We start from the raw sequence: 26,329 nt of genomic DNA, 5'->3' as shown, positions 1-26,329 counted from the left end.
GCGACGCGCACGAAGGGCGACACCGGCGTGCCGGCAACGAGCTCGCGCACTTCGCTCATCCACAGCCGGCGCGGACCCAGCGTGCCCATGGCGCCGACGATCGGACGCGTGGTCCATTTGCCGTGCATGCCCAGTCTGACATCGGTGGGTTTGGCGATGTCGGCCGGCCGCGGCACATCCCAGTTCGGCGGCGACCAGACGTTGCCTGCGGGATTCTCCGTCTTGCGCAGCAGCTGGCAGGAGGCGCGCGCCATGCTGACGCCGCCCGAGAAGAACTCGGCCTCGACCACTTTGATGCGCAGCCCGTCGCGGACAAGCTTCGTCTTGATTTCGATCGGCACGAGCTTCGGCAAACGAAACATGTCGACCGTCAGCCGCGCCGGGACGAAATCCGCAGCACCATGGCGCTGCTCGATCTCGAACGCGAGCAGGCCGATGATGACGCGGCCGTGCAGCGACTGTGGGTCCCAGGGGCCGCTCGCGACCTCGGTCGGAACGAAGGCCTCCCCGTCACGTGTGAAGAAGGGCTGGTTGTTCATGGCGCGCGACCTTCGGCCGGATCGCGCCGCAAAATCAAGCGGGAGTGGAGCGACGGTCCAATGCGGCCGTCCACTCCGCACGCACGCTGTCGTCCGTCTCCGCCGCCAAGGCCTCCGCCGCGGTGGCATCGAACGCATCCGGCGCCAGCACTTGCGACAGCGCCCACACCGCCGCGCCCCGCACCAGCGGACTGGCATCGTCCAGCAGCGGCCTCGCGCTGGCTGCAAGCTCGGGATCGGCGGAATTGCCGATCGCGATCAGCACATTGCGGACAAAGCGGTTGCGGCCGATGCGCTTGACCGGCGATTTCGAAAAATGGCTGCGGAACGCGGCGTCATCCAGCCGTGCGAGATCTGCCAATGCAGGGGCGCGTAACGCGTCGCGGGCGGCGAGTTTTGCTTCGCGTCCGGCCTGCGCGAACTTGTTCCACGGGCAAACCGCAAGGCAGTCGTCGCAGCCATAGATGCGATTGCCGATGGCCTTGCGAAATTCTTGCGGGATCGGTCCCTTGTGCTCGATGGTCAGATAGGAGATGCAGCGGCGCGCGTCGAGTTTGTACGGCGCAGGGAATGCCGCGGTCGGACAGATGTCGAGGCAGGCGCGGCAGGACCCGCAGTGGTCGACTTCCGCGGCGTCGAACGGCAGCTCCAGCGTCGTGAAGATTGCGCCCAAAAACAGCCACGAGCCGAACTGACGCGAAACCAGATTGGTGTGCTTGCCCTGCCAGCCCAAGCCGGCGGCTTGCGCAAGCGGCTTTTCGAGCACGGCTGCGGTGTCGACGAACACCTTCACGTCGCAGGATGCCGCGGCGACGAGCCAGCGCGCCAAAACCTTCAGCTTCTTCTTGATCACATCGTGGTAGTCATCGCCTTTGGCGTAGACCGAGATCGCGCCGCGCGAGCGTTCCTGGAGCAGGGCAAGCGGATCCTGGTCGGGGCCGTAATTGACACCCAGCATGATGACCGAACAGACATCCGGCCACAGCGTGCGCGGGTCGGCCCGGCGTTCGGGATTGGCGGCCAGCCATTCCATGTCACCAAAGGCGCCGCTGTCGACGAATTCGAGGAAATGCTGCCGCGCCTGTGCGATGCGGTCCGGCGCGGTGACGCCGATGCAGTCGAACCCCAGTGCATGCAACTTTTCGATCAATGTGGTCTTCAGACCGACCGTATCCACCGCGGCGGGCGTCTTCAGAAGTCGAGATCCACGTAGGTCCGCGAGGCCGGCACGCCCGCCAGCCATTCGCTCAGCAGCGGACGGAACGACGGGCGCGACTTCACCCGCGCGTACCAGTTCTTTGCTGCCTCGTCCTCGACCCATGGCACGTCGCCCAGATAATCGATCGCCGAAAGATGCGCTGCGGCGGCGAGATCGGCATAGGTCAGGCGCTCGCCGGCGAGATAGTTCCGCCGCTGCGCCAGCCAGCCGATATAGTTGAGATGATAGCGCACATTGGTCTTGGCCGCGCGGATCACCTCGGCCGCCGGCGCGCCGCCGCCATTCTCCTCGGCCATGAAGCGCTTGTAGATCCGCTCGGTGACCAGCAGACCGGAGGCCTCCTCGAAGAATTTCTCGTTGAACCAGGCCATCAGCCGGCGCACCTCGATGCGCTCGGCCATCGCGGTCGGCAGCAGCCTGCGGTCGCCCATCTCGGCACCGTGAACCTCGTCGACATATTCGGCAATGATCGCCCCGCCCGGAATGGCAAACTGGCCTTCGGCGAACAAGACCGGCGTGGCGCCGGCCGGATTGAGCGTCAGAAACGCTTCGCGGCGTTCCCAAACCCGTTCCTCCACCAGCCGCAGGTCCAGCCCGTATTCGCCAATCAGGAGGCGGACGAACCGCGAATGCGGACAGAACGGATGGTGGAACAGCGTGTACATGCGGTCTTGATGGTTTCGCGGCCGGTGTGGGGTTGAGAACTCGCGACGGTAGTTCGGGACGCCAGGTAAGATTCGCGACACTAGTGCCGCCTGCCGATGAGGCAACCGATATTTGACGTTTTTTAAAGATTGCGGCAGCGGTCCGAATGCGCGAGAAGAGCGCGCCCTTTTGGCCGAAACCGATTCAGTACGGATTGGATCATGATATCAGATGCGTTGCGGGCCGTGATTCTCGGCGTCGTCGAGGGCGTCACCGAATTCCTGCCCGTTTCCTCGACCGGTCATCTGCTGCTGGCGGGGCGTTTCTTCGGCCTCGGCGAGGACAATTTCTGGAAGACGTTTGATGTCCTGATCCAGCTCGGCGCGATTCTGGCGATTGTCGCGCTGTACTTTTCGAAACTGTGGAAGATCGCGCTCGGGATGTTCTCCAATGAGGACGATCGGCGCTTCGTCATCGGCGTGCTGGTGGCCTTTCTGCCTGCTGTGATCATCGGACTGATCGCCGGCAAATACATCAAGGAGATTCTGTTCAATCCCTGGGTCGTCTGCTTCTCGCTGATCGTCGGCGGCGCGGTGCTGATGTGGGTCGATCAGATCGATCACAAGCCGCATGAGCATGATGCGACGAAATTTCCGCTTTTGATGTATCTCTGGATCGGCGTGGCGCAGTGCCTTGCGATGATCCCCGGCGTGTCGCGCTCCGGAGCCAGCATCGTGGCGGCAATGCTGCTCGGCGCCGACAAGCGCGCCGCGGCGGAGTTCTCCTTTTTCCTGGCCATCCCAACCATGGTCGGCGCGTTCGCCTACGATTTCTATAAGAGCCGCGCCGATTTGACGACCGATCACCTCGGCCTCGTCGCGATCGGTTTTGTGGTGTCCTTCATCACCGCGATGATCGTCGTGAAGACGTTCCTCGGCTACGTCACCCGCCACGGCTTTCAGCTGTTCGCCTGGTGGCGCGTCATCGTCGGCACGCTCGGCCTGGTCGCGCTGGCGCTCGGGTTCTGAGAGGCTGCGGCCGAATCTGTAGTTACCCGCGATGGTGGGCAAAGCGAAGCGTGCTCACCATCGCGGGTAACGCTCGCTGAAGCACGGTGGGCACGGCGCAAGAGCGCCTTTGCCCGCCCTACCCGATCGCGCGATTGGCTTACGCGTTCTTCCGCTGAAACTGTCCGGCAGCGCGAAAACGCCAGAGATATTGTGGGGCGATCGCCTCCAGCGAATCAGGCGTGATGCCGAGGCCCTGCAAGGTCAGGCCGGCGGCCTTCGCGGCGTCGGAGACGATGTTGTCGACGCGCAGCAACTCGACCTGGTCCGGCGTCAGCTTCAGCGCGCCCGGGCCAAACTGCAGGAACGCGGCCTGGAGCTTGGCGAGGCTGAACGGCAGCGACAGCAACATCCGCTTGCGCTCGATGATCGCAAGGATGGTCTCCATGATCTCGCGCATCGTCAGCACCTCGGGGCCGCCGAGCTCGTAGATACCGCCCGGCTGGGCCTTGCCGTCGGCCGCATCGGCGACGGCGGTTGCGACATCGCCGACATAGACCGGCTGCAGCCGCGTGAGGCCGCCGCCGATCAAGGGCAACGCTGGTGCCATCCGCGCGAGCGCAGCAAAACGGTTGGTGAACTGGTCCTCCGGACCGAACACCACGGAGGGACGCATGATCGTGGCGTCCGGCGCCGCAGCCAGGACGGCCTGTTCGCCGGCGGCTTTGGCGCGCGCGTAGCGCGAGGCGGATTGCGCCTCGGCGCCGATCGCCGAGACATGCACCAGCGTGGCGCCGGCGGCGCGCGCGGCCTTTGCCACCGTTCCGGCCCCAACCCCCTGGACGGCCTGAAAGGTCTGCTCGCCGCTCTCCGTCAGGATTCCGACGAGATTGACGACGATCAGCGAATCACGCATCGCCGCCTCGACGGAGCCGCCATAGCGCACATTGGCCTGCACGGCGTGGATCTGGCCGACCCGGCCGAGGGGCTGCAGGTGTCCGGCCAGTTCCGGCCGCCGGACGGCGACCCGGATGCGGTAGTCGCGCTTGGCCAGGGCCCGGACCACGTGCCGTCCCAGAAAACCCGAGCCGCCGAAAACCGTGACGAGGGTGTCCTGATTCGATGCCATGGTCATTCCTGCGGATGAATACGGGATCAATCGCCCGGATTCGCGATACGCGATCGGCTTCCGGCTGTATAGCCCAATTGGTTTGCGCATCGCCAATTTGACAAGCGCGTCGCTGATCCGTAGTAACCGCACCCATGCCCAGGTGGCGGAATTGGTAGACGCGCTGGCTTCAGGTGCCAGTGGCCTTACAGCCGTGAAGGTTCGAGTCCTTTCCTGGGCACCATTTTTCACTGGATGCCCTCCCGCCACCATTCGCCTGCAGACGCGCCCGCTGTAGCTTTGGCTGCCTGCTGATTCGATGAGGTTTTCGACGCCATGACCGTACGCCTGCATCGCGGCGACCTGCCCGATCTCTCCCGCTACTCCGGCTCGGTCGCCATCGATACCGAGACCATGGGGCTGAACCCGCATCGCGACCGGCTCTGTGTCGTCCAGCTGTCGAGCGGCGACGGCAGCGCCGACGTGGTGCAGATCCCCAAGGGACATACGGATGCACCGAATCTGAAGGCACTTCTGGGCGACCCGAACATCACGAAGGTCTTCCATTTCGCCCGCTTCGACGTCGCGGTGCTTTTCCAGGCCTTTGGCGTGATGCCACAGCCGGTCTATTGCACCAAGATCGCCTCGCGCCTGTCGCGCACCTACACCGATCGGCACGGCCTGAAGGATCTGGTGCGGGAAGTCCTCAACATCGACATGTCGAAGCAGCAGCAGTCCAGCGACTGGGGCTCGCCAGGCCTCAGCGAGGCGCAGCTCGCTTATGCGGCGTCGGACGTCCTGCATCTGCACGCCCTGCGTGAACGCCTCGACGTGATGCTCGCTCGCGAGGGCCGGGCCGCCCTCGCGCAGGCCTGCTTCGATTTTCTGCCGATCCGGGCGCAGCTCGATCTGGAGGGATTCGAGGCGGAGGACATCTTCGCGCATTCGTGACCGGGACGGCACCAAATGCCCCGTTTCGGTCAAAGTCGTTAAGCCAGTTCGGAGGCTGCATAATGCGGCGAGGCCCGATAGGATGCCACAGCGTGGACCGGCCAAGGGGGGCGTTGGTCTTGCACCCGGTCGTGTGCCGAATGGTCGACAGGCGCTGGACCTTCTCGAACGACCGCGGCTGCCTTCAGGGCAGGACGTGGAGCGTGCTTTGGCGGAATATGCGCGGACCTCGCGCGGCGGAGCTACTGTGACCTCGGTGCAGAACCCAGCCTATGAAGTGGCCATGGAGACGCGCTTTGCCATTGCCGCGCGCCATAGCCGGCTGGTCCGGATGCTCCGAATCGCGGTTCCTGCGGCCGTGGGGCTGGCGTTGGCCTTGATCGTCGCGAAATCCTATTTTTTCAATCCGTTCCAGAACGTACTCAAGCTGCCCGTGGCCGTGGATGGTGTCGCCGTATCAGGCACCAAGGTCACGATGGAATCGCCGCATCTGTCTGGCTTCACGCAGGACCAGCGGCCTTACGAGCTCTGGGCCAAGAGCGCGGTCCAGGATGTGACGGATCCTGACCATGTCGAGCTGCGGACGCTGCGCGCCAAGATCCTGATGGAAGACCAGTCGACCGTGACCCTGGATGCCAGGACCGGCATGCTGGACAACAAGCAGCAGACCCTCGACCTGCACAAGGACATCTTCCTGCAGACCTCGACCGGCTATGAGGCGCGTCTGAGCCAGGCGTTCGTCGATATGGGCAAGGGCACGGTCACCTCCGACGAACATGTCGACGTCAAGTTGACCAATGGGACATTGACGTCCGACCGGCTCCGGATCACCGGCGGCGGCGAGGTGGTCAGATTTGAAGGCAATGTCGTGATGCATCTGGATCACCTGGACGCGACCAACGTCCCGGCAGACGGCGACGCAGCCAGGACGGCGGATGCTGCTCCACCGGCGAGACCCCGCGCAGGCTCCGGAAAGTCCGGCAATTCGAAGTGATGAGGCCAGCCGTGATGTTTCTCTCCTTGACCAGGGGTAGTGCGGCTGGTGCCGGCGTGGTCGTTTCGGCCATCATCGTGGGGCTTGCCATCGGCCATGCCGCGGCCCAGAGCTCGATGCAGAACGTCCCCAACGCCATGCAGGGCTTTTCGCAGAATCGCGACCAGCCGATTCAAATCGAGGCTGTCTCGCTCGAGATGCACGACAAGCAGAAGGAGGCAACGTTCGCCGGCAACGTGAAGGTGGTCCAGGGCGACACCACCATGACGTCGAAAACGCTGGTGGTGTTTTATGAATCGAGCCAGTCGGGCCCCGCCTCGGGGCAGCCGGCGGCTTCCAAGGCCGCGGCGAAAGCGGCGCCTCCGATGCAGTCGTCCACACCGGGACCCGGCGGTGCCTCGTCGATCAAGCGGCTGGAGGCGCGCGGCGACGTCAAAGTGACCCAGAAAGACCAGGTCGTGACCGGGGAAAAGGCCGTATTCGACACCAAGACCAACCTGATCACCATGCACGGCGGTGTGGTGCTGACCCAGGGTGGAAACGTGCTGCGTGGTGACCGGCTGCTGGTGGATATGACCACCGGCGTGTCGCGGGTCGAATCCGATTCGGGACGCGTGCAGGGATTGTTCATCTCGTCAGGTCAAGGTGGCCCGGGGCTTCCCGGGCCGAGCCCATCGCCGACCGCGCCTGGACCAGGCGGTTCGAACAAACCAAAATAGCATCAATCACTTGTGCGCTGACGCAGCCCGCTATGGTTGAAGCCGGCGAGACGAGCCTGTATTTACCAATGCGGTGCGGCGGATGCTCCGCTTCGCGGGGGACATCCGTTCGATCATGCTGAGCGCAGGATTAAATCCGCCGATTCGGGCAGCGGGGTCGCCGTGAAGGGGCGAGCGGAGATGATGGATTTCCTCGGCCTGTTCCGCCGCCGCCCCGCCAAGCGGGGCAAGCAGGGCTTTGCCCGTCCCCGCACCGGCGACATCACCGACATGGAGGAGTCGCTGGAAGACCTGCTGTCGGGCACGGTGCGTGACGCCCCGCCGATTGCGCGCGAGGCTCCCGTGGCCAGCTACGATGCACCTCGGCCGCCCGAGCCGGCTCAAAATGTTCGGCCACCGCAGCAGGACAGGCCGCGGCCAAGGCCCAAGGCGGCGCGGCCAGCCAAGACCAACAACGGCGCCGCCGCCGCGCAGCTGCTGCGCCGGCCCGGGTTTCTGGCTGTGCATAGCGTGGAAAAAAGCTTTGGCACGCGCCAGGTCGTGCGTGGGGTTTCCATCTATGTCCGGCGCGGCGAGGCGGTCGGACTGCTGGGCCCAAACGGAGCCGGCAAGACCACCGTGTTCTACATGATCACCGGCTTGATCAAGGCCGATCGCGGCGCCATCGAGCTCGACGGCCACGACGTCACTCAGCTGCCGATGTATCAGCGCGCCCGGCTTGGCATCGGCTATCTGCCGCAGGAGGCCTCGATCTTTCGCGGCCTGACGGTCGAGCAGAACATCCGTGCAGTACTCGAAGTGGTCGAGCCCTCGCGAAAGCAGCGCGAGATCAAGCTCGATGAGCTGCTCGACGAGTTCAATATCGCCCGGCTGCGCAAGACGCCCTCGATCGCGCTGTCCGGCGGCGAGCGGCGGCGCTGCGAGATCGCGCGGGCCTTGGCGACACGCCCGAATTACATGCTGCTCGACGAGCCCTTCGCCGGCATCGATCCGATCGCGGTCGGCGACATCCAGGATCTCGTGCGGCACCTCACCAACCGCGGCATCGGCGTGCTCATTACCGACCACAATGTGCGCGAGACGCTCGGCCTGACCGATCGCGCCTATATCGTCTATGCCGGCCAGATCCTGACCGAAGGCAGCCCCGACGACATCGTTAACGATCCGGATGTGCGCAGGCTCTATCTTGGCGAGGAATTCCGCCTTTAATCATGCGCGGTTTCAATCGGATTTGATTGCAATGCGGTGGTAACCACCCGCGATAGGATCGCGCCTTAGCCAGATTTTCCGATCCGTCAAGTCATGTACATCGCGGCAAGACTAAGATAAGCAAGAATCGGACCAGTTTTAACGGATCGTTCTTGCCTCCATGGCGCTGACGCAGAGATTAGAATTCAGGCAGACCCAGTCGCTGGTGATGACGCCGCAGCTGATGCAGGCGATCAAGCTGCTGCAGCTCTCCAATCTCGATCTGTCAGCCTTTGTCGAAGAGGAGCTGGAGCGCAATCCGCTGTTGGAGCGCGCCAGCGACTCCCATGAGGCGCCCGTGGCGGGCGAGCAAACCCGTGAAAGTGCTGAACTTTCGGAAAGCGGCGGCGACTTTGCGGAGGCCGGCGGGGCCGACTACGCCGAAGCCTCGGGAACCGCCGAGGATAGCTTCCAGGCAGCCCAGGACGACTGGATGAGCAGGGATCTCGGCAGTCGCACCGAGATCGAGCAAACGCTCGACACCGGGCTCGATAATGTCTTTTCCGAGGAACCTGCCGAGACGGCGGCGCGGAATGCCCAGGACGCGGCACCCACCACCTACACCGAGTGGGGCGGAGGCGCGTCGAGCGATGAGGACTACAATCTCGAGGCCTTCGTCGCCGCCGAGGAAACGCTGGCCGACCACCTCGCCCAGCAGCTCGCGGTGGCCTTCACGGCGCCCGCCCTGCGCATGATCGGTCAGTATCTGATCGATCTGGTCGATGACGCCGGCTACCTGCCGCAGGATCTGGGGCAGGTCGCCGAGCGGCTCGGCGCGACCACCGAACAGGTCGATGCGGTGCTCGCGGTATTGCAGAAATTCGATCCGCCCGGCATTTGCGCCCGCACGCTCTCGGAGTGCCTGGCGATCCAGCTGCGCGAGCTCGATCGCTACGATCCCGCCATGCAGGCGCTCGTCGCGCATCTCGATCTCCTGGCCAAGCGGGATTTTGCCGGCCTGCGCAAGCTCTGCGGTGTCGACGAGGAGGATCTCGCCGACATGATCGCTGAGATCCGCAGGCTCGATCCAAAACCCGGCTTGCGATTCGGCACCACGCGGACGCTGACCGTCGTGCCCGACGTCTATGTGCGGCCGCGACGGGATGGTGGCTGGCAAGTCGAGCTCAACAGCGACACCTTGCCGCGCGTGCTGGTCAATCAGGTCTACTATTCCGAGCTGTCGAAGACGGTGCGCAAGTCCGAGGAGAAATCCTATTTCTCCGATTGCCTGCAGAACGCCACCTGGCTGGTCCGCGCGCTCGACCAGCGCGCCCGCACCATCCTGAAGGTCGCGACCGAGATCGTGCGCCAGCAGGATGGCTTCTTCACCCACGGCGTCGCGCATCTGCGCCCGCTCAATCTGAAAGCGGTGGCGGACGCCATCCAGATGCACGAATCGACCGTGTCGCGCGTGACCGCCAACAAATACATGGCGACCAATCGCGGCACCTTCGAGCTGAAATATTTCTTCACCGCTTCGATCGCGTCTGCCGATGGCGGCGAAGCACATTCGGCGGAAGCGGTCCGCCACCACATCCGCCGGTTGATCGACGCCGAAGAGCCCGCTGCGATCCTGTCCGACGACACCATCGTCGAGCGCTTGCGCGAAGCCGGCATCGATATCGCGCGGCGGACCGTGGCCAAATATCGCGAGGCCATGCGCATTCCGTCCTCGGTGCAGCGGCGACGCGAGAAGCAGGGCGCGCTGGGCCAGGCGCCGCGGTCCCGCGATACCGAGCCAGCCTGAGCCTGCCCTGCGGCCGACCGCGTGCGTGCCGCGAATCGTTCGCGTGAAGAAAACGCGCCAGAACAAGGGGCTAGCGCGTCAGTTCCGTTTTAATCGAAGCCGGATTTGCGCTAGTCTGGCGCATCGGAAATTCGCGCCGAGGGGCCGTTTTCTTGCACAGAACCCCCCTGCCCTTCATCCAATCGAGGCTCAAAATGACCCTGCGGGTTTCGGGAAAAAGCATCAGCATCGGCGAGGCTCTGCGCGGACGTGTCAGCGAGCGCACCGAGGAGGTTCTGCGAAAATATTTCGACGGCAATTACTCCGGTCACATCACGCTCAGCAAGGACGGCTTCGGCTTTCGCACCGACTGCGCGCTGCATCTCGATTCGGGGATCACGCTTGAGGCCGACTCGATTGCCGCGGATGCCTATGCCAGCGCCGATCAGGCGCTGTTGATGATCGAGAAGCGGCTGCGCCGCTACAAGAGCCGGCTCAAGGATCGTTCGGCGCGCAAGGCGTATGCGGCCTCGGCTGCGCTGGCTGAAATCGTCGGGCCAGCGCTGGATGCGCCAAGCTATGTGATCGAGCCGCCGGCCGAAGGCGACGAGGAGGTCACCGGCTACAACCCCGTCACCATCGCCGAAGCGACCACGTCGCTGAAACGGCTTTCGGTCAGCGAGGCGGTCATGGAACTCGACCTCTCCGGCGCGCCCTGCCTGGTGTTCCAGCATGGCGTCAGCGGCCGGGTGAACATCATCTACCGGCGCGCGGACGGCAATATCGGCTGGATCGATCCCCCGCTGGTCAAGGCCTGATCGGCCGGGTGTTTCGGGGCTGAAATCACCCGTTCCGGACCTCTACGGAGCCCGCAGCGTCCGGCTCGACCTTCTTAAGGATAGGTTGTCGGAAGCTCTGAAGAGGTGTTGGCACCGCCGCCGCGTTGGAGTAGAAGCCCCCCGACTCTGGCCCCAGGGCTTGCCGCTCGCATCCCGCCTCAGTTCCTTGACCACGGCCGCCGAAGGCCTATTTCGCAACCTGACGGTTCAATTTTCACCTCGGAAAGCCCTATGCTGATTACCGATCTGGTCGCACCCGAGGCGATTCTCCCTGCATTGAAGGTCAACAACAAGAAGCAGGCGCTTCAGGAACTCGCCGCGCGTGCGGCCGAGCTGAGCGGACAGAATGAGCGTTCCATTTTCGAGGTCTTGCTGCAGCGCGAGAAACTCGGAACGACCGCGGTCGGTTACGGCGTTGCCATTCCGCATGGCAAGCTGCCGAAACTGGAAAAGCTGTTCGGTCTGTTTGCCCGGCTTGAGCGTCCGATCGATTTCGAGGCCATGGATGGCCAGCCGGTCGATCTGATCTTCCTGCTGCTGGCGCCGGAAGGGGCGGGCGCCGATCACCTGAAGGCGCTGGCCCGCATCGCGCGGCTGCTCCGCGATCAGGACGTGGCCAAAAAACTGCGCGCCTCCCGCGATGCGCAGGCGATCTATTCGGTGCTGGCCCTGCCGCCCGCGAGTGCGGCCTAGACCGGGAGCCGTCTTGTTGAAGTCCTCAAAAGGGCACTCAGAGAAGCCTAGGGGATAGGGCGCTCAAGCCGAACCGACTGTTGCCGCTTCCTTCAAGCCCTGTAGGAGCTGTGTTGCCAGCATGTCGCTCAGCATCTTTTCTAGGACTGAAACATCAACCTGCCCCGTGGACTTCCAAGCCGCGTCCGCAACTTCCAAAGCGTCGTAGTAAGGCTGCTTGTTGCTCGCTATCTGGTCCGGAATTGTATTGGTGCCGGGATAGAGACTGTTCGCACGAATGCTCAAAACCACATAGGAGATAGCCCGGGCAGTCCTGCCGTTGCCGTCAGCGAACGGATGAATCCAATTCAATTTCCAAAGTATATAGGCGGCAAGATGAATCGGGCTCCTGTCTGCCCAGTGATTGTTGACGTACTCGCACATATCAGCGACTTCATCGGCAACCCTGAAAGCCGGGACAGGGTCGTGTTGACTGCCGTGAATGGTTGCCGGACCGTTCCTGAACGTGCCCGCAAACAAGTGCACCCCTTCCAACGCAACCGCATGTAGTTGCATCAGTATGCCTTGGCGGAGTCGGAATGGTTGTTCTTTTTCCTTTACAAAGGCCCGGATAATGTCGAGGGCAAGTGCGGTTTGCCTTACGCCATTCTCGGCTTCTCTCCGGGCCTTTTCCGTAGGGTCCTTAATTAGCTCGACTTGCTCTGTCGAGGTATGGCGCCCCTCCGCCACTAGAACTTACCTACTGGCCGCGATCTTGCGATCAACGTCCTCTATCAGCTCACGCGTAATTCGCTCGTTCTCGATGTGGGTATTCCCGTAAGCAAAGCTGCGCCGCTGCTGTGCGACCTGATCGGCCGTCATTTCGATTTTTCGAGCTCGTTCAATGAGTTCTTCAAGTTCTTTTGTCATCGCTCTTCTCCCGACTCGCTGGACCATACAAACAAGTTTTAAAAATACCAACAAGTTCCGATGGGGATGCTGACGCTGGATACATATGGGGATGGATTGTGGCCGCCAAGCGACACTTAGTTCAAAAGTATGTCCATAATTGGTACGTAACCCGCCGCGTCAAGTGACCGCAGTTGGTGCTCACATTGTGAAAAAATACGCGGGTTGCCCCTTCTCTCGGGGCAACCCGCGCATGATGAAAAATTCCTCTACGCGGTGCGCGTTCGCAGCAGCGCGTTCAGTGCACGCTCACGGCCTGCAATTCGTGGCTCCAAGCATTGGCCACGGCGGCCTCGCGGCTGTCCGTGAGCAGGATCGGCGTGCCGTCCGCGGCATGCAGCGCGAACAGTTTTAGGCCCGGCGCAATCTTCGGGGCTTGCGGAAACAGTCCCGGCACGTCCTCGGAGCGGATCTGCTTCACATAGGCGATATGGCCCTCGCCCAGGGTCGCCAGCGACTCCGTGGAGACGCGCGGCTCCAACACAAGGTTACCTTCAGTCATGGTCTCGACTCCTCTGCGATACTTAAGCGGTCGAGTCCGCTCCTCGTTGCATTATTCGTGCTCATTGATAGCGATTGTCTTAACGATCCTCTCCGGTTCAGGCCGGGCGAGATCGATCGACAACAGCCCGTTCTTCAGATCCGCGCCAAGCACCTGCATCCCCTCCGCCAGCACGAAGGTGCGCTGGAAGTGGCGCGCGGCGATGCCGCGATGGATGTATTGCCGAGCCTTGTCGTCCTGCTGACGACCCCGGATCACGAGTTGGTTTTCCTCAATGGTGACATCGAGTTGGTCGCGGGTGAAACCCGCCACCGCCAGCGTGATCCGCAGCCGTTCGGGCTGGCCATCCGCGCGGTCACACCTCTCTATGTTGTAGGGAGGATAACCGTCGGCGCCTTTGACGACCCGATCGAGCACGCGCTCGATCTCGTCAAAACCCAGAAGGAACGGACTGGATAACGTGGGAACACGAGACATAGTTTCCAAAGTCCTCTCGAAGCGACTTTGTTGTTTCAGGGCCCTGACGGCACCCCTTGCGGAACAATATGGGCATGGGACGGCAGCGCTTCAAGCACCCTGCAGCCCCTCCATGCAAGCCCTGTGCAAACCGCGCCTGCATGTGGTTACGCGCTACGGCGCGATCCGTTGCCGGCCGTCGGCGCTGAAAACATGCAATTTGTCGCGCGCGGCCACCGCCCTGATCCGCGCCCCGATGGCCGGTGCGCTCTGGCCCGGGATCCGGACCAGAACCTCCCCTGGCGGCAGTTCCCCCGGTTTGGCGCTGATGGCCGTCGCTCCGGTCTTCTGCGCGCGCATCCCGTAGATATAGGTTTCCGCGCCAACCCGCTCGATTGCCTCGACCGTCAGTTCGACCGCAAGGCCGCCCTCGGGCAGGCTGCCGTTCGACAGATGAAAATCCTCCGGCCTCACCCCGACAATGCCCGCATCGGCCGCGCCGGACGGCAGCCTGATATCCGAATCGGTCAGCGACATCAGGTTCATCGGCGGAGCACCGATGAAGGTGGCGACGAAGGTGGTTGCCGGCTTCTCGTAGAGCTCCAGGGGATTGCCGATCTGCTCCACCCGGCCGCCGTTCATCACCACCAGGACGTCGGCGAGCGTCATGGCTTCCAGCTGATCATGGGTGACGTAGATCGACGTCGTGTTCAGCCGCCGCTGCAGTTTGCGGATCTCGACCCGCATCGCGATCCTCAGCTTGGCATCGAGATTGGAGAGCGGCTCGTCGAACAGGAACACTTTTGGCTGGCGCACGATCGCGCGGCCCATGGCGACGCGCTGACGCTGGCCGCCGGAAAGCTGCCCCGGCTTGCGGTCGAGCAGGGCGTTAAGTTCCAGAATGCGCGCGGCTTCCTGCACGCGGGTCTCGATCGCGTCCTTCGCCATGCCGCGATTGCGCAGGCCGTAGGCCATGTTGTTGTAGACGCTCATATGCGGATAGAGCGCGTAGTTCTGGAACACCATCGCGATGTCGCGATCGGCAGGTTCGACCTGGTTGACGATGCGGCCGCCGATATCGATGTCGCCGCCGGTTATCGTCTCAAGGCCGGCGACCATGCGCAAGAGCGTGGACTTGCCACATCCGGACGGTCCGACCAGCACGCAGAACTGGCCGTCCTCCACCTCGAACTCGACGCCTTTGATGGCCTCAAATCCGTTCGGGTAGGCCTTGCGGACGTTGCGAAGCGCGACATTAGCCATATGAATTACTTCTCCGTCTCGATCAGGCCCTTGACGAACAGGCGCTGCATCAGCACGACGACTGCGACCGGCGGCAGCATCGCGAGCACGGCCGTCGCCATCGCTACCGACCATTCGGTCAGCGCGTCCTTCACGTCGATGATCTTCTTGATGCCGATCACGATGGTCTGCATGTCGTCGCGCGTGGTGATCAGCAGCGGCCAGAGATATTGATTCCAGCCATAGATGAACAGGATCACGAACAGCGCGGCGATGTTGGTCATCGAAAGCGGCAACAGCGTATCGAAGAAGAAGCGGATCGGCCCGGCGCCGTCCATCTTCGAGGCTTCGACGAGCTCTTTTGGGATCGTCATGAAGAACTGGCGAAACAGCAGCGTCGCGGTGGCTGAGGCGATCAGCGGCAGGATCAGGCCGGAATAGGAATCCAGCAGGTGCAGGTCGGAGGCGATCTTGTAGGTCGGAAAGATGCGAACCTCGACCGGCAGCATCAGCGTGACGAAGATGATCCAGAATGTCGTCATGCGGAACGGGAAGGAGAAGAACACCACCGCATAGGCCGAGATGATCGAGATCGCGATCTTTCCGACGGCAATGCCCACCGCCATGATCAGGCTGGAGATCAGCATGCTGCCGACCGGTTCGCGCGTGGTCTTGCCGGTGCCGGAGACGATGGTCTTCCAGTAGGTTTCGATGCCGTGCGATCCGGGATAGAGCGGCATCTGCCCGTTGGAGATGACGACGTCGTTGTGGGTCGAACCGATCACCGCCAGATAGACCGGGAAGGCGACGATCGCGACACCGATCAGGAGCACGATGTGAGGCAGCAGGTTTCCAAACCGACGATGCTCGACCATCAATAATGGACCTTCTTCTCGACGTAGCGGAACTGGACCGCGGTGAGGACGATCACGATGATCATCAGGATCACGGATTGCGCCGCGGAGCTGCCCAGATCGGCGCCCGCCTTGCCGTCCTGAAACACCTTGTAGACCAGCGTCTGGGTGGCGGCATTCGGTCCGCCCTCGGTTGCGGTATCGATGATGCCGAGCGTGTTGAAGAAGGCATAGGTGATGTTGACCACGATCAGGAAGAACGTCGTCGGCGACAGCAGCGGAAACACGATGGTCCAGAACCGTCGCCATGGCCGCGCGCCGTCGATCGCCGCCGCCTCGATCACGCTTTTCGGGATCGCCTGCAGGCCGGCGAGAAAGAACAGGAAATTATAGCTGATCTGGTTCCAGACCGCGGCGATGACCACGAGGATCATCGCGTGGTTGCCGTTCAGCACCGGATTCCAGTCGATGCCGGCGCGCTGCAGGGCGCGCGCGATCATGCCGAGCCCGGGCTGGAACATGAAGATGAAGAGCACGCTCGCAACCGCCGGCGCCACCGCATAGGGGATGATCAGGAAGGTGCGATAGATCTGCACGCCCTTGATGTTGCGGTTGGCCATCACCGCGAGCAACAGACCGATCGCGAGCGAGAACGCGACGACCAGGGTCGAGAACACGAAGGTCACGCCGATCGAATGATAATATTCCGGCGTCTTGAGCAGGGCGACATAGTTCTCTAACCAGACGAACTCGGTCGAGAGCCCAAAAGCGTCCTGGACCAGGAACGACTGCCACAGCGCCTGCGCCGCCGGCCAGTAGAAAAAAATCAATGAAACGGCAAGCTGCGGCAGCACCAGGAGCGGCGCCAGCAGCCTGCCTGAAAAGATCGCACGGTTCTCCATCACGCCCCCCGGTCGTGCTGCGATTTGATGCAGGCACGGATCGTGGCCGGCTTACCCGGCCACGATCCGCGCGCGGATCACTTCGCCGCGGTGCGCTCGAACTGGCGCAGCATCTGGTTGCCGCGCGACACCGCCGCATCAAGCGCTTCTTTGGCCGACTTCTTGCCGCCGAGTGCCGCCTCGATCTCCTCGGACCAGACGTCACGCATCTGCACCATGCCGCCGAAGCGCAGGCCGCGCGAGTTCTCGGTCGGCGGCTTGTTGGTCAGCTCCTTCAGCGGCACTTCCAGGATCGGGTTCTTGTCGTAGAAGCCGCTCTCCTTGGTCTTCTCATAGGCCGCCTTGGTGATCGGCAGATAGCCCGAGACCTCGTGCAGATAGACCTGGCGGTCGGTGTCGGAGAGGAAGGTGAAGAATTTTGCGATGCCCTTGTATTCCTCTGCGGACTTGCCGCCCATCACCCACAGCGAGGCGCCGCCGATGATCGAGTTTTGCGGCGCGCCGGCGACATCGGGAAAGTAGGGCATCGGCACGGCGGTATAGGTGAACTTCGCATTGGCCTTGACGTTCGGATAGAACGCCGACGAGCTCATGTAGAGCGGGCATTCGCCTGACGTGAAGCGGCCCTCGCCGGTGTTGGTGCGGCCCGAATAATCGTAGCTCTTGTCCTTCTGCAGCTCGACCAGGTTCTCCAGCAGCTTGGTCTCGAGCGGACTGTTGAACTCGAGCACGGTGTCGAAGCCGTCGAGCCCATTCGCCTTGGTGCCGATCGGCTGGTTATGCCAGGCATTGAACTGCTCGATGAATCCCCAGGTGACCCACGAGGACGAGAAGCCGCAGGTCGGGCTCGTGGCATGCAGCTTCTTGGCGTCGGCGAATACCTCCGGCCATGTCTTGGGCGGCTCGGGGATGTCGGCCTTCTTCAGCGCATCAAGATTGACCCACATCACCATGCTCGACGAGTTGAACGGAAACGACAGCATGTCGCCCTTCGCGGTCGAGTAGTAGCCGGTGATCGCCGGCAGATAGGACTGCGGATCGAATGTCTCGCCCTGCTCCTTCATCAGCTCGAACACCGGCTTGATCGCGCCCTTGGCCGACATCATGGTCGCGGTACCGACCTCGAACACCTGCATGATGCCCGGCGCATTGCCGGCGCGGAATGCCGCGATGCCGGCGTTGAGCGTATCCGGATAGCTGCCCTTGTAGCTCGGCACGATCTTGTAGTCGCTCTGTGTGGCATTGAAGTCGTTGGCGAGCTTGACGACGACATCATTGTTCGGCCCCGTCATCGCGTGCCACCACTGGATTTCGGTCACCGCGTGCGCGGGGGACGCGGCAAATGCCAGCGCGGTCGTCACCGCGGCGGCAGCACCGAATTGTCGAAGAGCCATCAAAAACCTCCCATTGGGCCGTCATCGTCGTTCGTTGCGCCTAGCAGCGCCGGATGACGGGGAAATGACCGTGGAAACGAAGCGGATCGTAGGGGAAACGCCCGCGAAGGGAAGCGGGAAAATGGGAGAAGATGCCCGCATGTCGTCCCAGCATTCGGGACGACATGCAAATCCGATTTACCGCTTGCGCTCGCCGCACACGACGCCCTCGGCGACCAGCGCATCGATCTGGCTCGTGTCGTAGCCGAACTCGCCGAGTACCTCGCGGGCGTCCTGATTGAACTTCGGCGGCGTTCGCCGCAGGCTCGGCTTCGAGCGATCGAGACGGATCGGCGAGGCGACGCCCTTGTACCAATCCTTTTCGATAATGTCGTTACGGTAGAGGGTGTGCGGATTATCCAACGCCTGGTTGATTTTCTGCACCGGTCCGGCCGGCAGGCCCGCGGCGAGCAGGCGATTGCACAGCGGCTCGGCCTCGCGCTCGCGAAAGACGGCAGCGAGTTCTTCGCGCAGCGCCTCGCGGTTGGCGACACGGTCCTTGTTGCGCGCGAAGCGCGGGTCGGTGCCGAGCTCGGGTTTGCCGATCTCGTTGCAGAGCTTGCGGAAGGTGCCGTCATTGCCGACACCGATGAAGATGTCGTCGGTCCTGGTTGGAAAAATCGCGTAGGGCACGAGGTTGGGATGTTCGTTGCCGGTCAGCGACGGCGGCTTGCCGTGCATGAAATAGTTCGCCGTGTGCGGGTGCATGATGGCGAGCCCGGTTTCGTAGAGCGTGGTTTCCAAAAACTGTCCCCGGCCCGAGCGCTGCCGTTCCGACAACGCCATCAGGATGCCGATCGCGGCATAAAGTCCGGTCGTAATGTCGACGAGCGGCACGCCAATGCGGGTCGGCCCGCTTTCGGGCGAGCCGGTCGCCGCGATCATGCCGGTCATGGCCTGGATGATGGCGTCGTAGCCGGGATTACCGCCGCGCGGGCCATCGGCGCCAAAGCCGGAGATGCGGCAGTGCACCAGCTGCGGAAATTTTTTGCCCAGTACCTCCTTGCCGATGCCCCATTTGTCGAGCGTGCCGGGCTTGAAATTCTCGATCAGGACGTCGGCACTTTCCAGCATCTTCAGCAGTACGGCCCGGCCGCCTTCGGATGCGAGGTCGAGCCCGATCGAGCGCTTGTTGCGGTTGATGCCGACGTAATAGGCCGCATCGCCGTCGTGAAAGGGCGGTCCCCAGTCGCGCACCTCGTCGCCGGCCGGCGGTTCGACCTTGATCACGTCGGCGCCGTGGTCGGCGAGGATCTGCGTGCAATAGGGGCCGCCGAGCACGCGCGTGAGATCGATCACGCGCAATCCGGCCACAGCACCGGGAACAAGGTCAGAGGTCATGGAGCGCCGCGCAGGTTGGTGTCATCTGTAGCCGCATAAAGCATTGCCGCCGGCCCGACGCAAATCTCCAAACGCCTGCCGGCCGTCGCAGGTTCTTCCCGCAACGGCCGGCGGCCCGTCTCCGCGAAGAGCGGGCGTGCTTACGCCACGCTGAGCTTCACGTCGATGTTGCCGCGCGTCGCATTCGAGTAGGGGCAGACCTGGTGCGCCTTCGCGACCAGTGCTTCGGCTTCGGCGTGCGGCACGCCCGGCAGAGAGACTGCAAGCTCCACGGTGAGGCCAAAACCGCCTTCGGAGCGCGGCCCGATTCCCACCGTGCTGGTTACGGCGGTATCGGCCGGCACCTTCGGGCCGCCCTGCGAAGCCACGAACTTCATCGCGCCGAGAAAGCAGGCGGCGTATCCGGCCGCAAACAGCTGCTCGGGATTGTTACCGGCACCGCCACCGCCGCCGAGTTCCTTCGGCGTGGCAAGCTTGACGTTCAGTGCGCCGTCGAGGGTTTCGGCCTGGCCGTCGCGGCCGCCGGTTGCCTTGGCGCTGGTCTTGTAGAGCACGTTCACGGACATCTGGGGTCTCCGTTTCGCTTGGGGGATTGACGGGCGTCATGAATTGCACACAAATAGATTGCGCGCAATATAAATGGCCGATAGAAAGATCGTGATCGGCACGCGCAATTGCGCCGGAGACGCCGGCCGGCGAAGTTGGGACCAGGCAGTCCGGAGAAAATCAAGAATGGCCAGGAGAGATGGTGCCGAGGCGCTGCTCATGCTCGGCAATCAGCTGTGTTTCGCGGTCTATTCCACCGCGCATGCCTTCAACCGGGTCTACAAGCCTCTGCTTGACCGCCTCGGTCTCACCTACCCGCAATATCTCGTCATGCTGGCGCTATGGGAGCGGGATGGCGTGCCCATCAAGGACATCGGCGAGCGGCTGTTCCTGGACTCCGGCACGCTGACCCCGCTGCTGAAGCGGCTCGAGACCGCGCATCTCATCAAGCGGACTCGCTCGCGCGAGGACGAGCGTCAGGTGCTGGTCGCGCTGACATCCCAGGGGCAGGCACTCAAGGAGAAGGCGAGGGGGGTGCCGCCCGCGATCCTTGCGGCCTCCGGCTGTTCGATCGGCGAACTTACGGCGCTGAAGAAGAACCTGATTGCGCTGCGCGACCAGCTCAACGCGGCTGTGGGGGAGTAGGACCTATTTGAACCAATCTTTGGACGGCCGGAGGGAACGCTCATCGCTGCACCGGCCCGTCTTCGCCCGGTGGGCTACGCCGGGCACGCTTCGCTTCATCTTGCGTGGCTGCGCCACGCGTAGCCGAAGGCGAAACGTGGTGGAGCCAGGCGGGATCGAACCGCCGACCTCTTGCATGCCATGCAAGCGCTCTCCCAGCTGAGCTATGGCCCCTTACCTGTCTCTTGGCATGATCTGTTCGGAAACCGGTGTCCACTTTTCCGGATCATGCCCAACCGGTGCGTCTGGGCGACGCGCCGGACGTCCTCAGAACATAGTTTTGGACTTATCTCAAGTCTCAAGTCTCTTCGTCGTCACCGACATCGCCGATGATGTCGGTGACGTCCTCATCGCCTTCCTCGTCATCGGCAATGAAGGTCGAATCGTCGTCGTCATCGTCCTCGATCGTCTCATCGACCTCGATGTCGTCCTCGGATTCAGGCACCACCGCCTTCACCTTCCCGGTGTTCTCCTCGGCGTCGGCCTCCTCCAGCGACACCATCTCTTCGGCCTCGGCGGGCTCCGGCGCGGCCTCGGCGGTTGCCATCGCGGCAGTACGGGCGGCTTCGCCGCGCATGCGCGTGGGCGCGACCGGAGCAATCGGCACAATCTCGCCGGTATAGGGCGAAATCACCGGGTTTTTGTTGAGGTCATAGAACTTTTTGCCCGTGGTCGGGCAAATGCGTTTGGTTCCGAGATCGGATTTGGCCACGTGCACAATCCCTGGGGATGTCTGAAAAGCGGTGCTTCACTTGGCTAGTTGAAGCGCTGCTGTCAATAGCTGGTCTGGACCAATGTGGCGGGCGCGTGACGCGCAGTTCAGCCTGTGGTAACTGCCGGCCACCGATAAGGATATGCATCTTGGCCCAATCCACTGACCTGACGCCGCTCGAGGCGCGCGCCTCTGGCCCCCTGACGGGGCCCGTGCGCGTCCCGGGCGACAAGTCGATCTCGCATCGCGCCTTGATTCTCGGGGCGCTTTCGGTTGGCGAGACCCGAATTGACGGCTTGCTCGAAGGCGAGGACGTCCTCAACACGGCCAAGTCCATGCGGGCGCTGGGGGCTTTCGTCGAGCGCACCGGCGACAACCGCTGGCTGGTGCGTGGCGTGGGCGTCTCCGGCTTCAAGGAACCACAAAATCCGCTCGATTTCGGCAATTCGGGCACCGGCTGCCGGCTGGCGATGGGGGCGGTGGCGGGCAGCCCGATCACGGCCACTTTCGACGGCGACGCGTCGTTGCGCAGCCGCCCCATGCGGCGGATTCTCGACCCGCTCGCGCTGATGGGGACAAAAGTGACCGCAGCCAGCGAGGGCGGGCGGCTGCCGCTGACCCTGCAGGGGGCCCGCGACCCGGTTCCGATCGTCTATCGTTCCCCGGTCGCCTCGGCCCAGATCAAGTCCGCGGTGCTGCTGGCAGGGCTTGCCGCGCCCGGAGTGACCACGGTCATCGAGCCCGAAGCGAGCCGCGATCATACCGAACTGATGCTGAAGCATTTTGGCGCCGAGATCGTCACGACAGCGGAGGGCGCCCATGGAAGGCGCATCGCGCTGACCGGCCAGCCTGAGCTGCGCGGCGCCGAGGTCGTGGTCCCGGCCGATCCCTCGTCGGCGGCCTTTCCCGTGGTGGCGGCGCTGATCGTGGAGGGCTCCGATATCGTGCTCTCCGACGTCATGACCAACCCACTGCGCACCGGCTTGTTCACGACCCTGCGGGACATGGGAGCGTCCATCGAGGAGAGCGAGTTGCGCAGCGATACCGGCGAGCCGATGGCGCGCTTGCGCGTTCAGGCCTCGAAACTTAGGGGTGTCGAGGTGCCGCCCGAGCGGGCGCCATCCATGATCGACGAGTATCTCGTGCTGGCGGTGGCGGCGGCCTATGCCGAAGGGACCACCGTGATGCGCGGGCTCCATGAATTGCGGGTCAAGGAATCCGACCGGCTGGAGGCGACAGCCGCGATGCTGCGGGCGAACGGTGTGCAGGTCGAGATCGTCGGCGACGACCTCATCGTCGAGGGCAGGGGGCATGTTCCCGGCGGCGGCCTCGTCGTCACCCACATGGATCATCGGATCGCAATGTCGGGACTGGTGATGGGCCTGGGTTCGGATGTGCCGGTCAAGGTTGACGACATCGCCATCATCGCCACCTCCTTCCCGGGCTTCGTTCCCATGATGCGCTCGCTGGGGGCGGATTTCGCCTGAGGCGCGGATGAGCAAAGCTTTCGACCGCGACGCGCTGCTCGATGCCTTTGACGGGATCGGCCGCGCCGCGGTCGCGGCCGGAACCAAATTGCAGATCGCCGTCTATGGCGGCTCCGCGCTGATGCTGGCCAGCAATTTCCGCTTCGCGACCGAGGATGTGGATATCGCCGAGATCGGGCAGCCCTGGCCGGCCTGGCTTTCGGACATCGTTGAACGCATCGCGCGTGAAAATGGCTGGTCCGCCACCTGGCTCAATGATGCCGTGAGCTTTCACCTGAGTGCCCTGGCACGAGAAGCACGCGACCTCACCGCCTTTGGCACATTTCCAAGGTTGGCCGACGACGTCGGACTTGTCGTTCTCGTTCCAACCGCCCGATACATGCTTGCTTTGAAGCTGAAGGCCTTGAGGATTTCGGATTTCGAAAAAGGTCAGCAGGACATGACGGATGTCGCGCACCTGCTGAAGGTTCTCAATCTGAAGGACACTGAAGAGGCAATTGAAATCCTCGCCGAGTTCTTTCCAAATAGCGCTGCGCACGCAGACAAGCAGCGTTTCGTGCTAAAGCGTCTGTTTTCTGGAGATACTTCGATCGATGCGCCCCGATACCCTCGCACGGACCGCTGAATGCGTTGCGTCCGGTCATTCGCTCGATCGGGCGCTGCGCGAATTTCTCGATGAATTTTATCTGGCGCCCACAGCGGAGCTAAAAAGTTCCATGCTCGCGGACGAGCCGCCAGCTGTTGGAGACCCCCGTGTGGAGAGCTTGTTCGGAGCGGTTGCCGAATATCTCGCCCATCAATACGGATTGCCTGACGTTCCGGACTGGGCCTATTCGCCCCGGCGGTACCTCGATCGGGCTTGGCACGCATCTCCGATGGCGGATGAAGGCATGCGAGAATATCTGACCTTTTCGAGCCCGGCCGAGTTCGCCTCCCGTAACATCTTTACCGAGGAGCGGCCGCTGCGGCGCGCGCGCGGGCCCCGGCCGCCGGGGAATGAAAGCCGATGATCATCGCCATCGACGGGCCTGCGGCGTCCGGCAAGGGTACGCTGGGCAAGCGCCTTGCCCAGCATTACGGCTATCGCCACCTCGATACCGGGGTCATCTATCGCGCCGTGGCGCACGCGCTGCTCAGGCAGGGAGCCGATCTCCGGGACGAAGCCCGCGCCGTGAAGGCTGCGCTGGAACTCGAGCCCGAGACGCTCGCTGATCCGGCCCTGAAATCGCACGAGGCGGGCGAGGCCGCCTCGGTGGTCTCGGCCATCCCAAAAGTCCGGGAAGTCCTGGTGGATTTTCAGCGCGCGTTTGCGGCTGGCCCTCCCGGGGCGGTGCTGGATGGCCGGGACATCGGAACCGTGATCTGTCCTGGCGCCGACGTGAAGATTTTCGTCGTGGCCGACCCCGAGGTCCGAGCCCGCCGCCGCGCCGCGGAGGTTCGCAGCCGCGGCGAGGAGGCCGACGAGGCAAAAATCCTTGCCGACATCCTGGCGCGCGACGAGCGGGACCAGAACCGGCCCGTTGCGCCTTTAAAACCGGCAAAAGATGCTTACTTGCTAGATAATTCCAAGCTCGATATAGAGGCGGGCGTCCGGGCCGCCATCGACATTGTCGAGGCCGTTCGAGCGGGCCGGCGGCGGGTCTGAGGCTTTTCAGGCAAAACCGCTGCCGTCACTGGAGGAACGCCCGCTCCCTGTCTCGAAGGTCGGTCTCTCGAAACATCTCGAGATCGAAGTTTCGGCTCCGGAAGAATTCAACGTATCGAACGCGCAGGCATCTGCCGGCCCGCTCTTTGCGCATTTCGCAAGGGAGCGGTTCGGGGGTTATGCGGCTCCCGACACTGCACGCGCGATACGCCCTTTCACCGAGAGCGGCCGGCTTACTTCGCATCTGGAGAACATATGGCTTCGAGTGCTGCGACAGCGAATAGTTACAACCCCTCTCGCGACGATTTTGCCGCGATGCTGGATGAATCCTTTGCCGGCGGCAACCTGCAGGAAAGCTCCGTCATCAAGGGCAAGGTGGTTGCGATCGAGAAGGACATGGCCGTCATCGACGTCGGCCTGAAGACCGAGGGCCGCGTGTCCTTGCGTGAATTTGCCGGACCCGGCCGCGACAGCGACCTCAAGGTCGGCGACGAGGTCGAGGTGTTTCTCGACCGCATCGAGAATGCGCTCGGCGAGGCCGTGCTGTCGCGCGACAAGGCGCGGCGCGAGGAGAGCTGGGGCAAGCTGGAGAAGGCGTTCCAGAACAACGAAAAGGTCATGGGCGTCATCTTCAACCAGGTCAAGGGCGGCTTCACCGTCGATCTCGACGGCGCCGTGGCCTTCCTGCCGCGCTCGCAGGTCGACATCCGCCCGATCCGCGACGTCGCGCCGCTGATGAACAACTCGCAGCCGTTCCAGATCCTCAAGATGGATCGGCGCCGCGGCAACATCGTGGTGTCGCGCCGCACGGTGCTGGAAGAGACCCGCGCCGAGCAGCGCCAGGAGCTGGTGCAGAATCTCGAAGAGGGGCAGGTCATCGACGGCGTGGTCAAGAACATCACCGACTACGGTGCGTTCGTCGACCTCGGCGGCATCGACGGCCTGTTGCACGTCACCGATATCGCCTGGCGCCGGGTCAATCACCCGACCGAGGTTTTGTCCATTGGCCAGACCGTCAAGGTCAAGATCATCAAGATCAACCACGAGACCCACCGCATCTCGCTCGGCATGAAGCAGCTGCTCGATGATCCGTGGCAGGGCATCGAGGGCAAATATCCGCTGGGCTCGCGTTTCCACGGCCGCGTCACCAACATCACCGACTACGGCGCGTTCGTCGAGCTCGAACCGGGGATCGAAGGCCTGATCCACGTCTCCGAGATGTCGTGGACCAAGAAGAACATGCACCCCGGCAAGATCGTCTCGACCTCGCAGGAGGTCGAAGTCCAGGTGCTCGAGGTCGACAGCGTCAAGCGGCGCATCTCGCTCGGTCTCAAGCAGACCATGCGTAACCCTTGGGAAGTCTTCATCGAGAAATTCCCAGTCGGTTCGGTGGTCGAGGGCGAGGTCAAGAACAAGACCGAGTTCGGCCTGTTCCTCGGCCTCGAAGGCGACGTCGACGGCATGGTCCATCTCTCGGATCTCGACTGGAAGCTGCCCGGCGAGCAGGTCATCGACAACTACAAGAAGGGCGATGTCGTAAAAGCCGTGGTGCTCGACGTCGATGTCGAGAAGGAGCGGATTTCGCTCGGCATGAAGCAGCTGCAGGACGACCCCTGGCAGGGCATCGAGGCCAAATATCCCGTCGGCGCGCGCTTCACCGGCCGCGTCACCAACATCACGGACTACGGCGCCTTCGTCGAGCTCGAGCCCGGCATCGAGGGCCTGATCCACGTCTCCGAAATGTCGTGGACCAAGAAGAACGTGCACCCCAGAAAGATCGTCTCTACCTCGCAGGAGGTCGAGGTGCAGATCCTGGAGGTCGATTCGGTCAAGCGTCGCATCTCGCTCGGGCTCAAGCAGACCATCCGCAACCCGTGGGAGGTCTTCGT

Annotated in this window: 28 protein-coding genes and 2 tRNA genes; 14 read left to right on the top strand and 16 right to left on the bottom strand. The window is 63.1% G+C overall.

Annotation, left to right across the window (positions count from 1 at the left end; genetic code table 11):
- From JOZ76_RS02890 to JOZ76_RS02880, 3 genes are all read right to left on the bottom strand, one after another.
- A partial coding sequence (locus JOZ76_RS02890) for an acyl-CoA thioesterase domain-containing protein (RefSeq protein ID WP_366938536.1) occupies positions 1 to 539 on the bottom strand: 539 nt, incomplete at its 3' end.
- Between the two features lie 34 nt (positions 540 to 573).
- The gene (gene queG / locus JOZ76_RS02885; protein WP_291697121.1) at positions 574 to 1,782 is read right to left on the bottom strand and encodes a tRNA epoxyqueuosine(34) reductase QueG; all 1,209 of its coding nucleotides are present in this window, start codon (positions 1,780 to 1,782) and stop codon (positions 574 to 576) included.
- Positions 1,731 to 2,423: a glutathione S-transferase family protein gene (locus JOZ76_RS02880; protein WP_291697120.1), complete on the bottom strand. Its 693-nt coding sequence runs from the start codon at positions 2,421 to 2,423 to the stop codon at positions 1,731 to 1,733. Before JOZ76_RS02880 ends, queG begins: the two co-directional genes overlap by 52 nt.
- Before the next feature lie 201 nt (positions 2,424 to 2,624).
- Here JOZ76_RS02880 and JOZ76_RS02875 point away from each other — a divergent pair, with 201 nt between their 5' ends.
- Complete coding sequence (locus JOZ76_RS02875) at positions 2,625 to 3,431, top strand: undecaprenyl-diphosphate phosphatase (RefSeq protein WP_291697119.1); 807 nt, start codon at positions 2,625 to 2,627, stop codon at positions 3,429 to 3,431.
- A 139-nt stretch (positions 3,432 to 3,570) separates the two neighbouring features.
- Here the strand turns inward: JOZ76_RS02875 and JOZ76_RS02870 are convergent, their stop codons facing one another.
- Positions 3,571 to 4,539, bottom strand: coding sequence for a complex I NDUFA9 subunit family protein (locus tag JOZ76_RS02870; protein ID WP_291697118.1), 969 nt, complete (start codon positions 4,537 to 4,539; stop codon positions 3,571 to 3,573).
- A 136-nt stretch (positions 4,540 to 4,675) separates the two neighbouring features.
- On the opposite strand from JOZ76_RS02870, the gene JOZ76_RS02865 reads away from it, so the two are divergent.
- The 8 genes from JOZ76_RS02865 (at position 4,676) to ptsN (ending at position 11,688) form a co-directional block, all read left to right on the top strand.
- Positions 4,676 to 4,762 (top strand) — tRNA-Leu (locus JOZ76_RS02865).
- Between the two features lie 92 nt (positions 4,763 to 4,854).
- Positions 4,855 to 5,469: a ribonuclease D gene (locus JOZ76_RS02860; protein WP_291697117.1), complete on the top strand. Its 615-nt coding sequence runs from the start codon at positions 4,855 to 4,857 to the stop codon at positions 5,467 to 5,469.
- A 247-nt stretch (positions 5,470 to 5,716) separates the two neighbouring features.
- Positions 5,717 to 6,463, top strand: coding sequence for an LPS export ABC transporter periplasmic protein LptC (gene lptC / locus JOZ76_RS02855; RefSeq protein WP_291697123.1), 747 nt, complete (start codon positions 5,717 to 5,719; stop codon positions 6,461 to 6,463).
- A gap of 14 nt (positions 6,464 to 6,477) precedes the next feature.
- Complete coding sequence (locus JOZ76_RS02850; RefSeq protein WP_291697122.1) at positions 6,478 to 7,182, top strand: LptA/OstA family protein; 705 nt, start codon at positions 6,478 to 6,480, stop codon at positions 7,180 to 7,182.
- A gap of 180 nt (positions 7,183 to 7,362) precedes the next feature.
- Positions 7,363 to 8,391 (top strand): LPS export ABC transporter ATP-binding protein, encoded by a 1,029-nt coding sequence (lptB, locus tag JOZ76_RS02845; protein ID WP_291697116.1) that lies wholly within the window; start codon positions 7,363 to 7,365, stop codon positions 8,389 to 8,391.
- Between the two features lie 160 nt (positions 8,392 to 8,551).
- A complete protein-coding gene (rpoN, locus tag JOZ76_RS02840) occupies positions 8,552 to 10,177 on the top strand; it encodes an RNA polymerase factor sigma-54 (protein WP_291697115.1) in 1,626 nt (541 codons plus the stop codon).
- Between the two features lie 194 nt (positions 10,178 to 10,371).
- Positions 10,372 to 10,974 carry a ribosome hibernation-promoting factor, HPF/YfiA family gene (gene hpf, locus JOZ76_RS02835; RefSeq protein WP_291697114.1) on the top strand — a complete coding sequence of 201 codons (603 nt, stop codon included), beginning with the start codon at positions 10,372 to 10,374 and terminating at the stop codon, positions 10,972 to 10,974.
- Positions 10,975 to 11,226: 252 nt separating this feature from the next.
- Positions 11,227 to 11,688 (top strand): PTS IIA-like nitrogen regulatory protein PtsN, encoded by a 462-nt coding sequence (gene ptsN, locus JOZ76_RS02830; protein WP_291697113.1) that lies wholly within the window; start codon positions 11,227 to 11,229, stop codon positions 11,686 to 11,688.
- A 63-nt stretch (positions 11,689 to 11,751) separates the two neighbouring features.
- On the opposite strand, the gene JOZ76_RS02825 is transcribed toward ptsN, so the two are convergent.
- From JOZ76_RS02825 to JOZ76_RS02780, 10 genes are all read right to left on the bottom strand, one after another.
- The gene (locus JOZ76_RS02825; protein WP_291697112.1) at positions 11,752 to 12,417 is read right to left on the bottom strand and encodes a Fic family protein; all 666 of its coding nucleotides are present in this window, start codon (positions 12,415 to 12,417) and stop codon (positions 11,752 to 11,754) included.
- A 6-nt stretch (positions 12,418 to 12,423) separates the two neighbouring features.
- Positions 12,424 to 12,597: a hypothetical protein gene (locus JOZ76_RS02820; protein ID WP_291697111.1), complete on the bottom strand. Its 174-nt coding sequence runs from the start codon at positions 12,595 to 12,597 to the stop codon at positions 12,424 to 12,426.
- Between the two features lie 277 nt (positions 12,598 to 12,874).
- Positions 12,875 to 13,138 (bottom strand): DUF1150 domain-containing protein, encoded by a 264-nt coding sequence (locus JOZ76_RS02815; RefSeq protein ID WP_291697110.1) that lies wholly within the window; start codon positions 13,136 to 13,138, stop codon positions 12,875 to 12,877.
- Between the two features lie 51 nt (positions 13,139 to 13,189).
- Positions 13,190 to 13,615: an Hsp20 family protein gene (locus JOZ76_RS02810; RefSeq protein WP_128947446.1), complete on the bottom strand. Its 426-nt coding sequence runs from the start codon at positions 13,613 to 13,615 to the stop codon at positions 13,190 to 13,192.
- A 153-nt stretch (positions 13,616 to 13,768) separates the two neighbouring features.
- Entirely contained in the window at positions 13,769 to 14,857 is a 1,089-nt protein-coding gene (locus tag JOZ76_RS02805; RefSeq protein ID WP_291697109.1) for a sn-glycerol-3-phosphate import ATP-binding protein UgpC, read from the bottom strand.
- 5 nt (positions 14,858 to 14,862) lie between these two features.
- Entirely contained in the window at positions 14,863 to 15,711 is an 849-nt protein-coding gene (gene ugpE, locus JOZ76_RS02800; protein WP_291697108.1) for a sn-glycerol-3-phosphate ABC transporter permease UgpE, read from the bottom strand.
- The gene (ugpA, locus tag JOZ76_RS02795) at positions 15,711 to 16,592 is read right to left on the bottom strand and encodes a sn-glycerol-3-phosphate ABC transporter permease UgpA (RefSeq protein ID WP_291697107.1); all 882 of its coding nucleotides are present in this window, start codon (positions 16,590 to 16,592) and stop codon (positions 15,711 to 15,713) included. The genes ugpE and ugpA overlap by 1 nt, the downstream gene beginning before the upstream one ends.
- A 77-nt stretch (positions 16,593 to 16,669) precedes the next feature.
- Complete coding sequence (gene ugpB / locus JOZ76_RS02790) at positions 16,670 to 17,986, bottom strand: sn-glycerol-3-phosphate ABC transporter substrate-binding protein UgpB (RefSeq protein WP_291697106.1); 1,317 nt, start codon at positions 17,984 to 17,986, stop codon at positions 16,670 to 16,672.
- Positions 17,987 to 18,163: 177 nt separating this feature from the next.
- Complete coding sequence (locus JOZ76_RS02785; RefSeq protein ID WP_291697105.1) at positions 18,164 to 19,366, bottom strand: CaiB/BaiF CoA transferase family protein; 1,203 nt, start codon at positions 19,364 to 19,366, stop codon at positions 18,164 to 18,166.
- 140 nt (positions 19,367 to 19,506) lie between these two features.
- Positions 19,507 to 19,932: an organic hydroperoxide resistance protein gene (locus JOZ76_RS02780; RefSeq protein WP_291697104.1), complete on the bottom strand. Its 426-nt coding sequence runs from the start codon at positions 19,930 to 19,932 to the stop codon at positions 19,507 to 19,509.
- Positions 19,933 to 20,098: 166 nt separating this feature from the next.
- Here JOZ76_RS02780 and JOZ76_RS02775 point away from each other — a divergent pair, with 166 nt between their 5' ends.
- Positions 20,099 to 20,557: a MarR family winged helix-turn-helix transcriptional regulator gene (locus JOZ76_RS02775; RefSeq protein WP_291697103.1), complete on the top strand. Its 459-nt coding sequence runs from the start codon at positions 20,099 to 20,101 to the stop codon at positions 20,555 to 20,557.
- A gap of 137 nt (positions 20,558 to 20,694) precedes the next feature.
- Here JOZ76_RS02775 and JOZ76_RS02770 read toward each other — a convergent pair.
- A tRNA-Ala gene (locus JOZ76_RS02770) sits at positions 20,695 to 20,770 on the bottom strand.
- A gap of 124 nt (positions 20,771 to 20,894) precedes the next feature.
- Entirely contained in the window at positions 20,895 to 21,308 is a 414-nt protein-coding gene (locus JOZ76_RS02765) for a TIGR02300 family protein (protein ID WP_291697102.1), read from the bottom strand.
- 149 nt (positions 21,309 to 21,457) lie between these two features.
- On the opposite strand from JOZ76_RS02765, the gene aroA reads away from it, so the two are divergent.
- The 4 genes from aroA to JOZ76_RS02745 all read left to right on the top strand — a co-directional run.
- Positions 21,458 to 22,795 carry a 3-phosphoshikimate 1-carboxyvinyltransferase gene (gene aroA, locus JOZ76_RS02760; protein ID WP_291697101.1) on the top strand — a complete coding sequence of 446 codons (1,338 nt, stop codon included), beginning with the start codon at positions 21,458 to 21,460 and terminating at the stop codon, positions 22,793 to 22,795.
- Between the two features lie 88 nt (positions 22,796 to 22,883).
- Positions 22,884 to 23,420 carry a hypothetical protein gene (locus JOZ76_RS02755; RefSeq protein WP_291697100.1) on the top strand — a complete coding sequence of 179 codons (537 nt, stop codon included), beginning with the start codon at positions 22,884 to 22,886 and terminating at the stop codon, positions 23,418 to 23,420.
- 381 nt (positions 23,421 to 23,801) lie between these two features.
- Positions 23,802 to 24,440, top strand: a complete 639-nt coding sequence (cmk, locus tag JOZ76_RS02750; RefSeq protein WP_291697099.1) for a (d)CMP kinase — start codon at positions 23,802 to 23,804, stop codon at positions 24,438 to 24,440.
- 255 nt (positions 24,441 to 24,695) lie between these two features.
- Positions 24,696 to 26,329 (top strand): 30S ribosomal protein S1 (locus JOZ76_RS02745; RefSeq protein ID WP_291697098.1); only part of this gene is annotated, 1,634 nt, incomplete at its 3' end.

The organism is Bradyrhizobium sp. (genome assembly GCF_019244115.1).
Classification (GTDB): domain Bacteria; phylum Pseudomonadota; class Alphaproteobacteria; order Rhizobiales; family Xanthobacteraceae; genus Bradyrhizobium.
This window is presented reverse-complemented; position numbering and strand designations above follow the sequence as displayed.

Bases quoted from the DNA above. Each gene is read 5' to 3' on its own strand.
- queG (WP_291697121.1), bottom strand. From the start codon at position 1,782: ATGGCTGGCGGGCGTGCCGGCCTCGCGGACCTACGTGGATCTCGACTT.
- JOZ76_RS02880 (WP_291697120.1), bottom strand. From the start codon at position 2,423: ATGTACACGCTGTTCCACCATCCGTTCTGTCCGCATTCGCGGTTCGTC.
- JOZ76_RS02875 (WP_291697119.1), top strand. From the start codon at position 2,625: ATGATATCAGATGCGTTGCGGGCCGTGATTCTCGGCGTCGTCGAGGGC.
- JOZ76_RS02870 (WP_291697118.1), bottom strand. From the start codon at position 4,539: ATGGCATCGAATCAGGACACCCTCGTCACGGTTTTCGGCGGCTCGGGT.
- JOZ76_RS02860 (WP_291697117.1), top strand. From the start codon at position 4,855: ATGACCGTACGCCTGCATCGCGGCGACCTGCCCGATCTCTCCCGCTAC.
- JOZ76_RS02850 (WP_291697122.1), top strand. From the start codon at position 6,478: ATGTTTCTCTCCTTGACCAGGGGTAGTGCGGCTGGTGCCGGCGTGGTC.
- lptB (WP_291697116.1), top strand. From the start codon at position 7,363: ATGATGGATTTCCTCGGCCTGTTCCGCCGCCGCCCCGCCAAGCGGGGC.
- rpoN (WP_291697115.1), top strand. From the start codon at position 8,552: ATGGCGCTGACGCAGAGATTAGAATTCAGGCAGACCCAGTCGCTGGTG.
- hpf (WP_291697114.1), top strand. From the start codon at position 10,372: ATGACCCTGCGGGTTTCGGGAAAAAGCATCAGCATCGGCGAGGCTCTG.
- ptsN (WP_291697113.1), top strand. From the start codon at position 11,227: ATGCTGATTACCGATCTGGTCGCACCCGAGGCGATTCTCCCTGCATTG.
- JOZ76_RS02820 (WP_291697111.1), bottom strand. From the start codon at position 12,597: ATGACAAAAGAACTTGAAGAACTCATTGAACGAGCTCGAAAAATCGAA.
- JOZ76_RS02815 (WP_291697110.1), bottom strand. From the start codon at position 13,138: ATGACTGAAGGTAACCTTGTGTTGGAGCCGCGCGTCTCCACGGAGTCG.
- JOZ76_RS02810 (WP_128947446.1), bottom strand. From the start codon at position 13,615: ATGTCTCGTGTTCCCACGTTATCCAGTCCGTTCCTTCTGGGTTTTGAC.
- JOZ76_RS02805 (WP_291697109.1), bottom strand. From the start codon at position 14,857: ATGGCTAATGTCGCGCTTCGCAACGTCCGCAAGGCCTACCCGAACGGA.
- ugpE (WP_291697108.1), bottom strand. From the start codon at position 15,711: ATGGTCGAGCATCGTCGGTTTGGAAACCTGCTGCCTCACATCGTGCTC.
- ugpA (WP_291697107.1), bottom strand. From the start codon at position 16,592: ATGGAGAACCGTGCGATCTTTTCAGGCAGGCTGCTGGCGCCGCTCCTG.
- ugpB (WP_291697106.1), bottom strand. From the start codon at position 17,986: ATGGCTCTTCGACAATTCGGTGCTGCCGCCGCGGTGACGACCGCGCTG.
- JOZ76_RS02785 (WP_291697105.1), bottom strand. From the start codon at position 19,366: ATGACCTCTGACCTTGTTCCCGGTGCTGTGGCCGGATTGCGCGTGATC.
- JOZ76_RS02780 (WP_291697104.1), bottom strand. From the start codon at position 19,932: ATGTCCGTGAACGTGCTCTACAAGACCAGCGCCAAGGCAACCGGCGGC.
- JOZ76_RS02775 (WP_291697103.1), top strand. From the start codon at position 20,099: ATGGCCAGGAGAGATGGTGCCGAGGCGCTGCTCATGCTCGGCAATCAG.
- cmk (WP_291697099.1), top strand. From the start codon at position 23,802: ATGATCATCGCCATCGACGGGCCTGCGGCGTCCGGCAAGGGTACGCTG.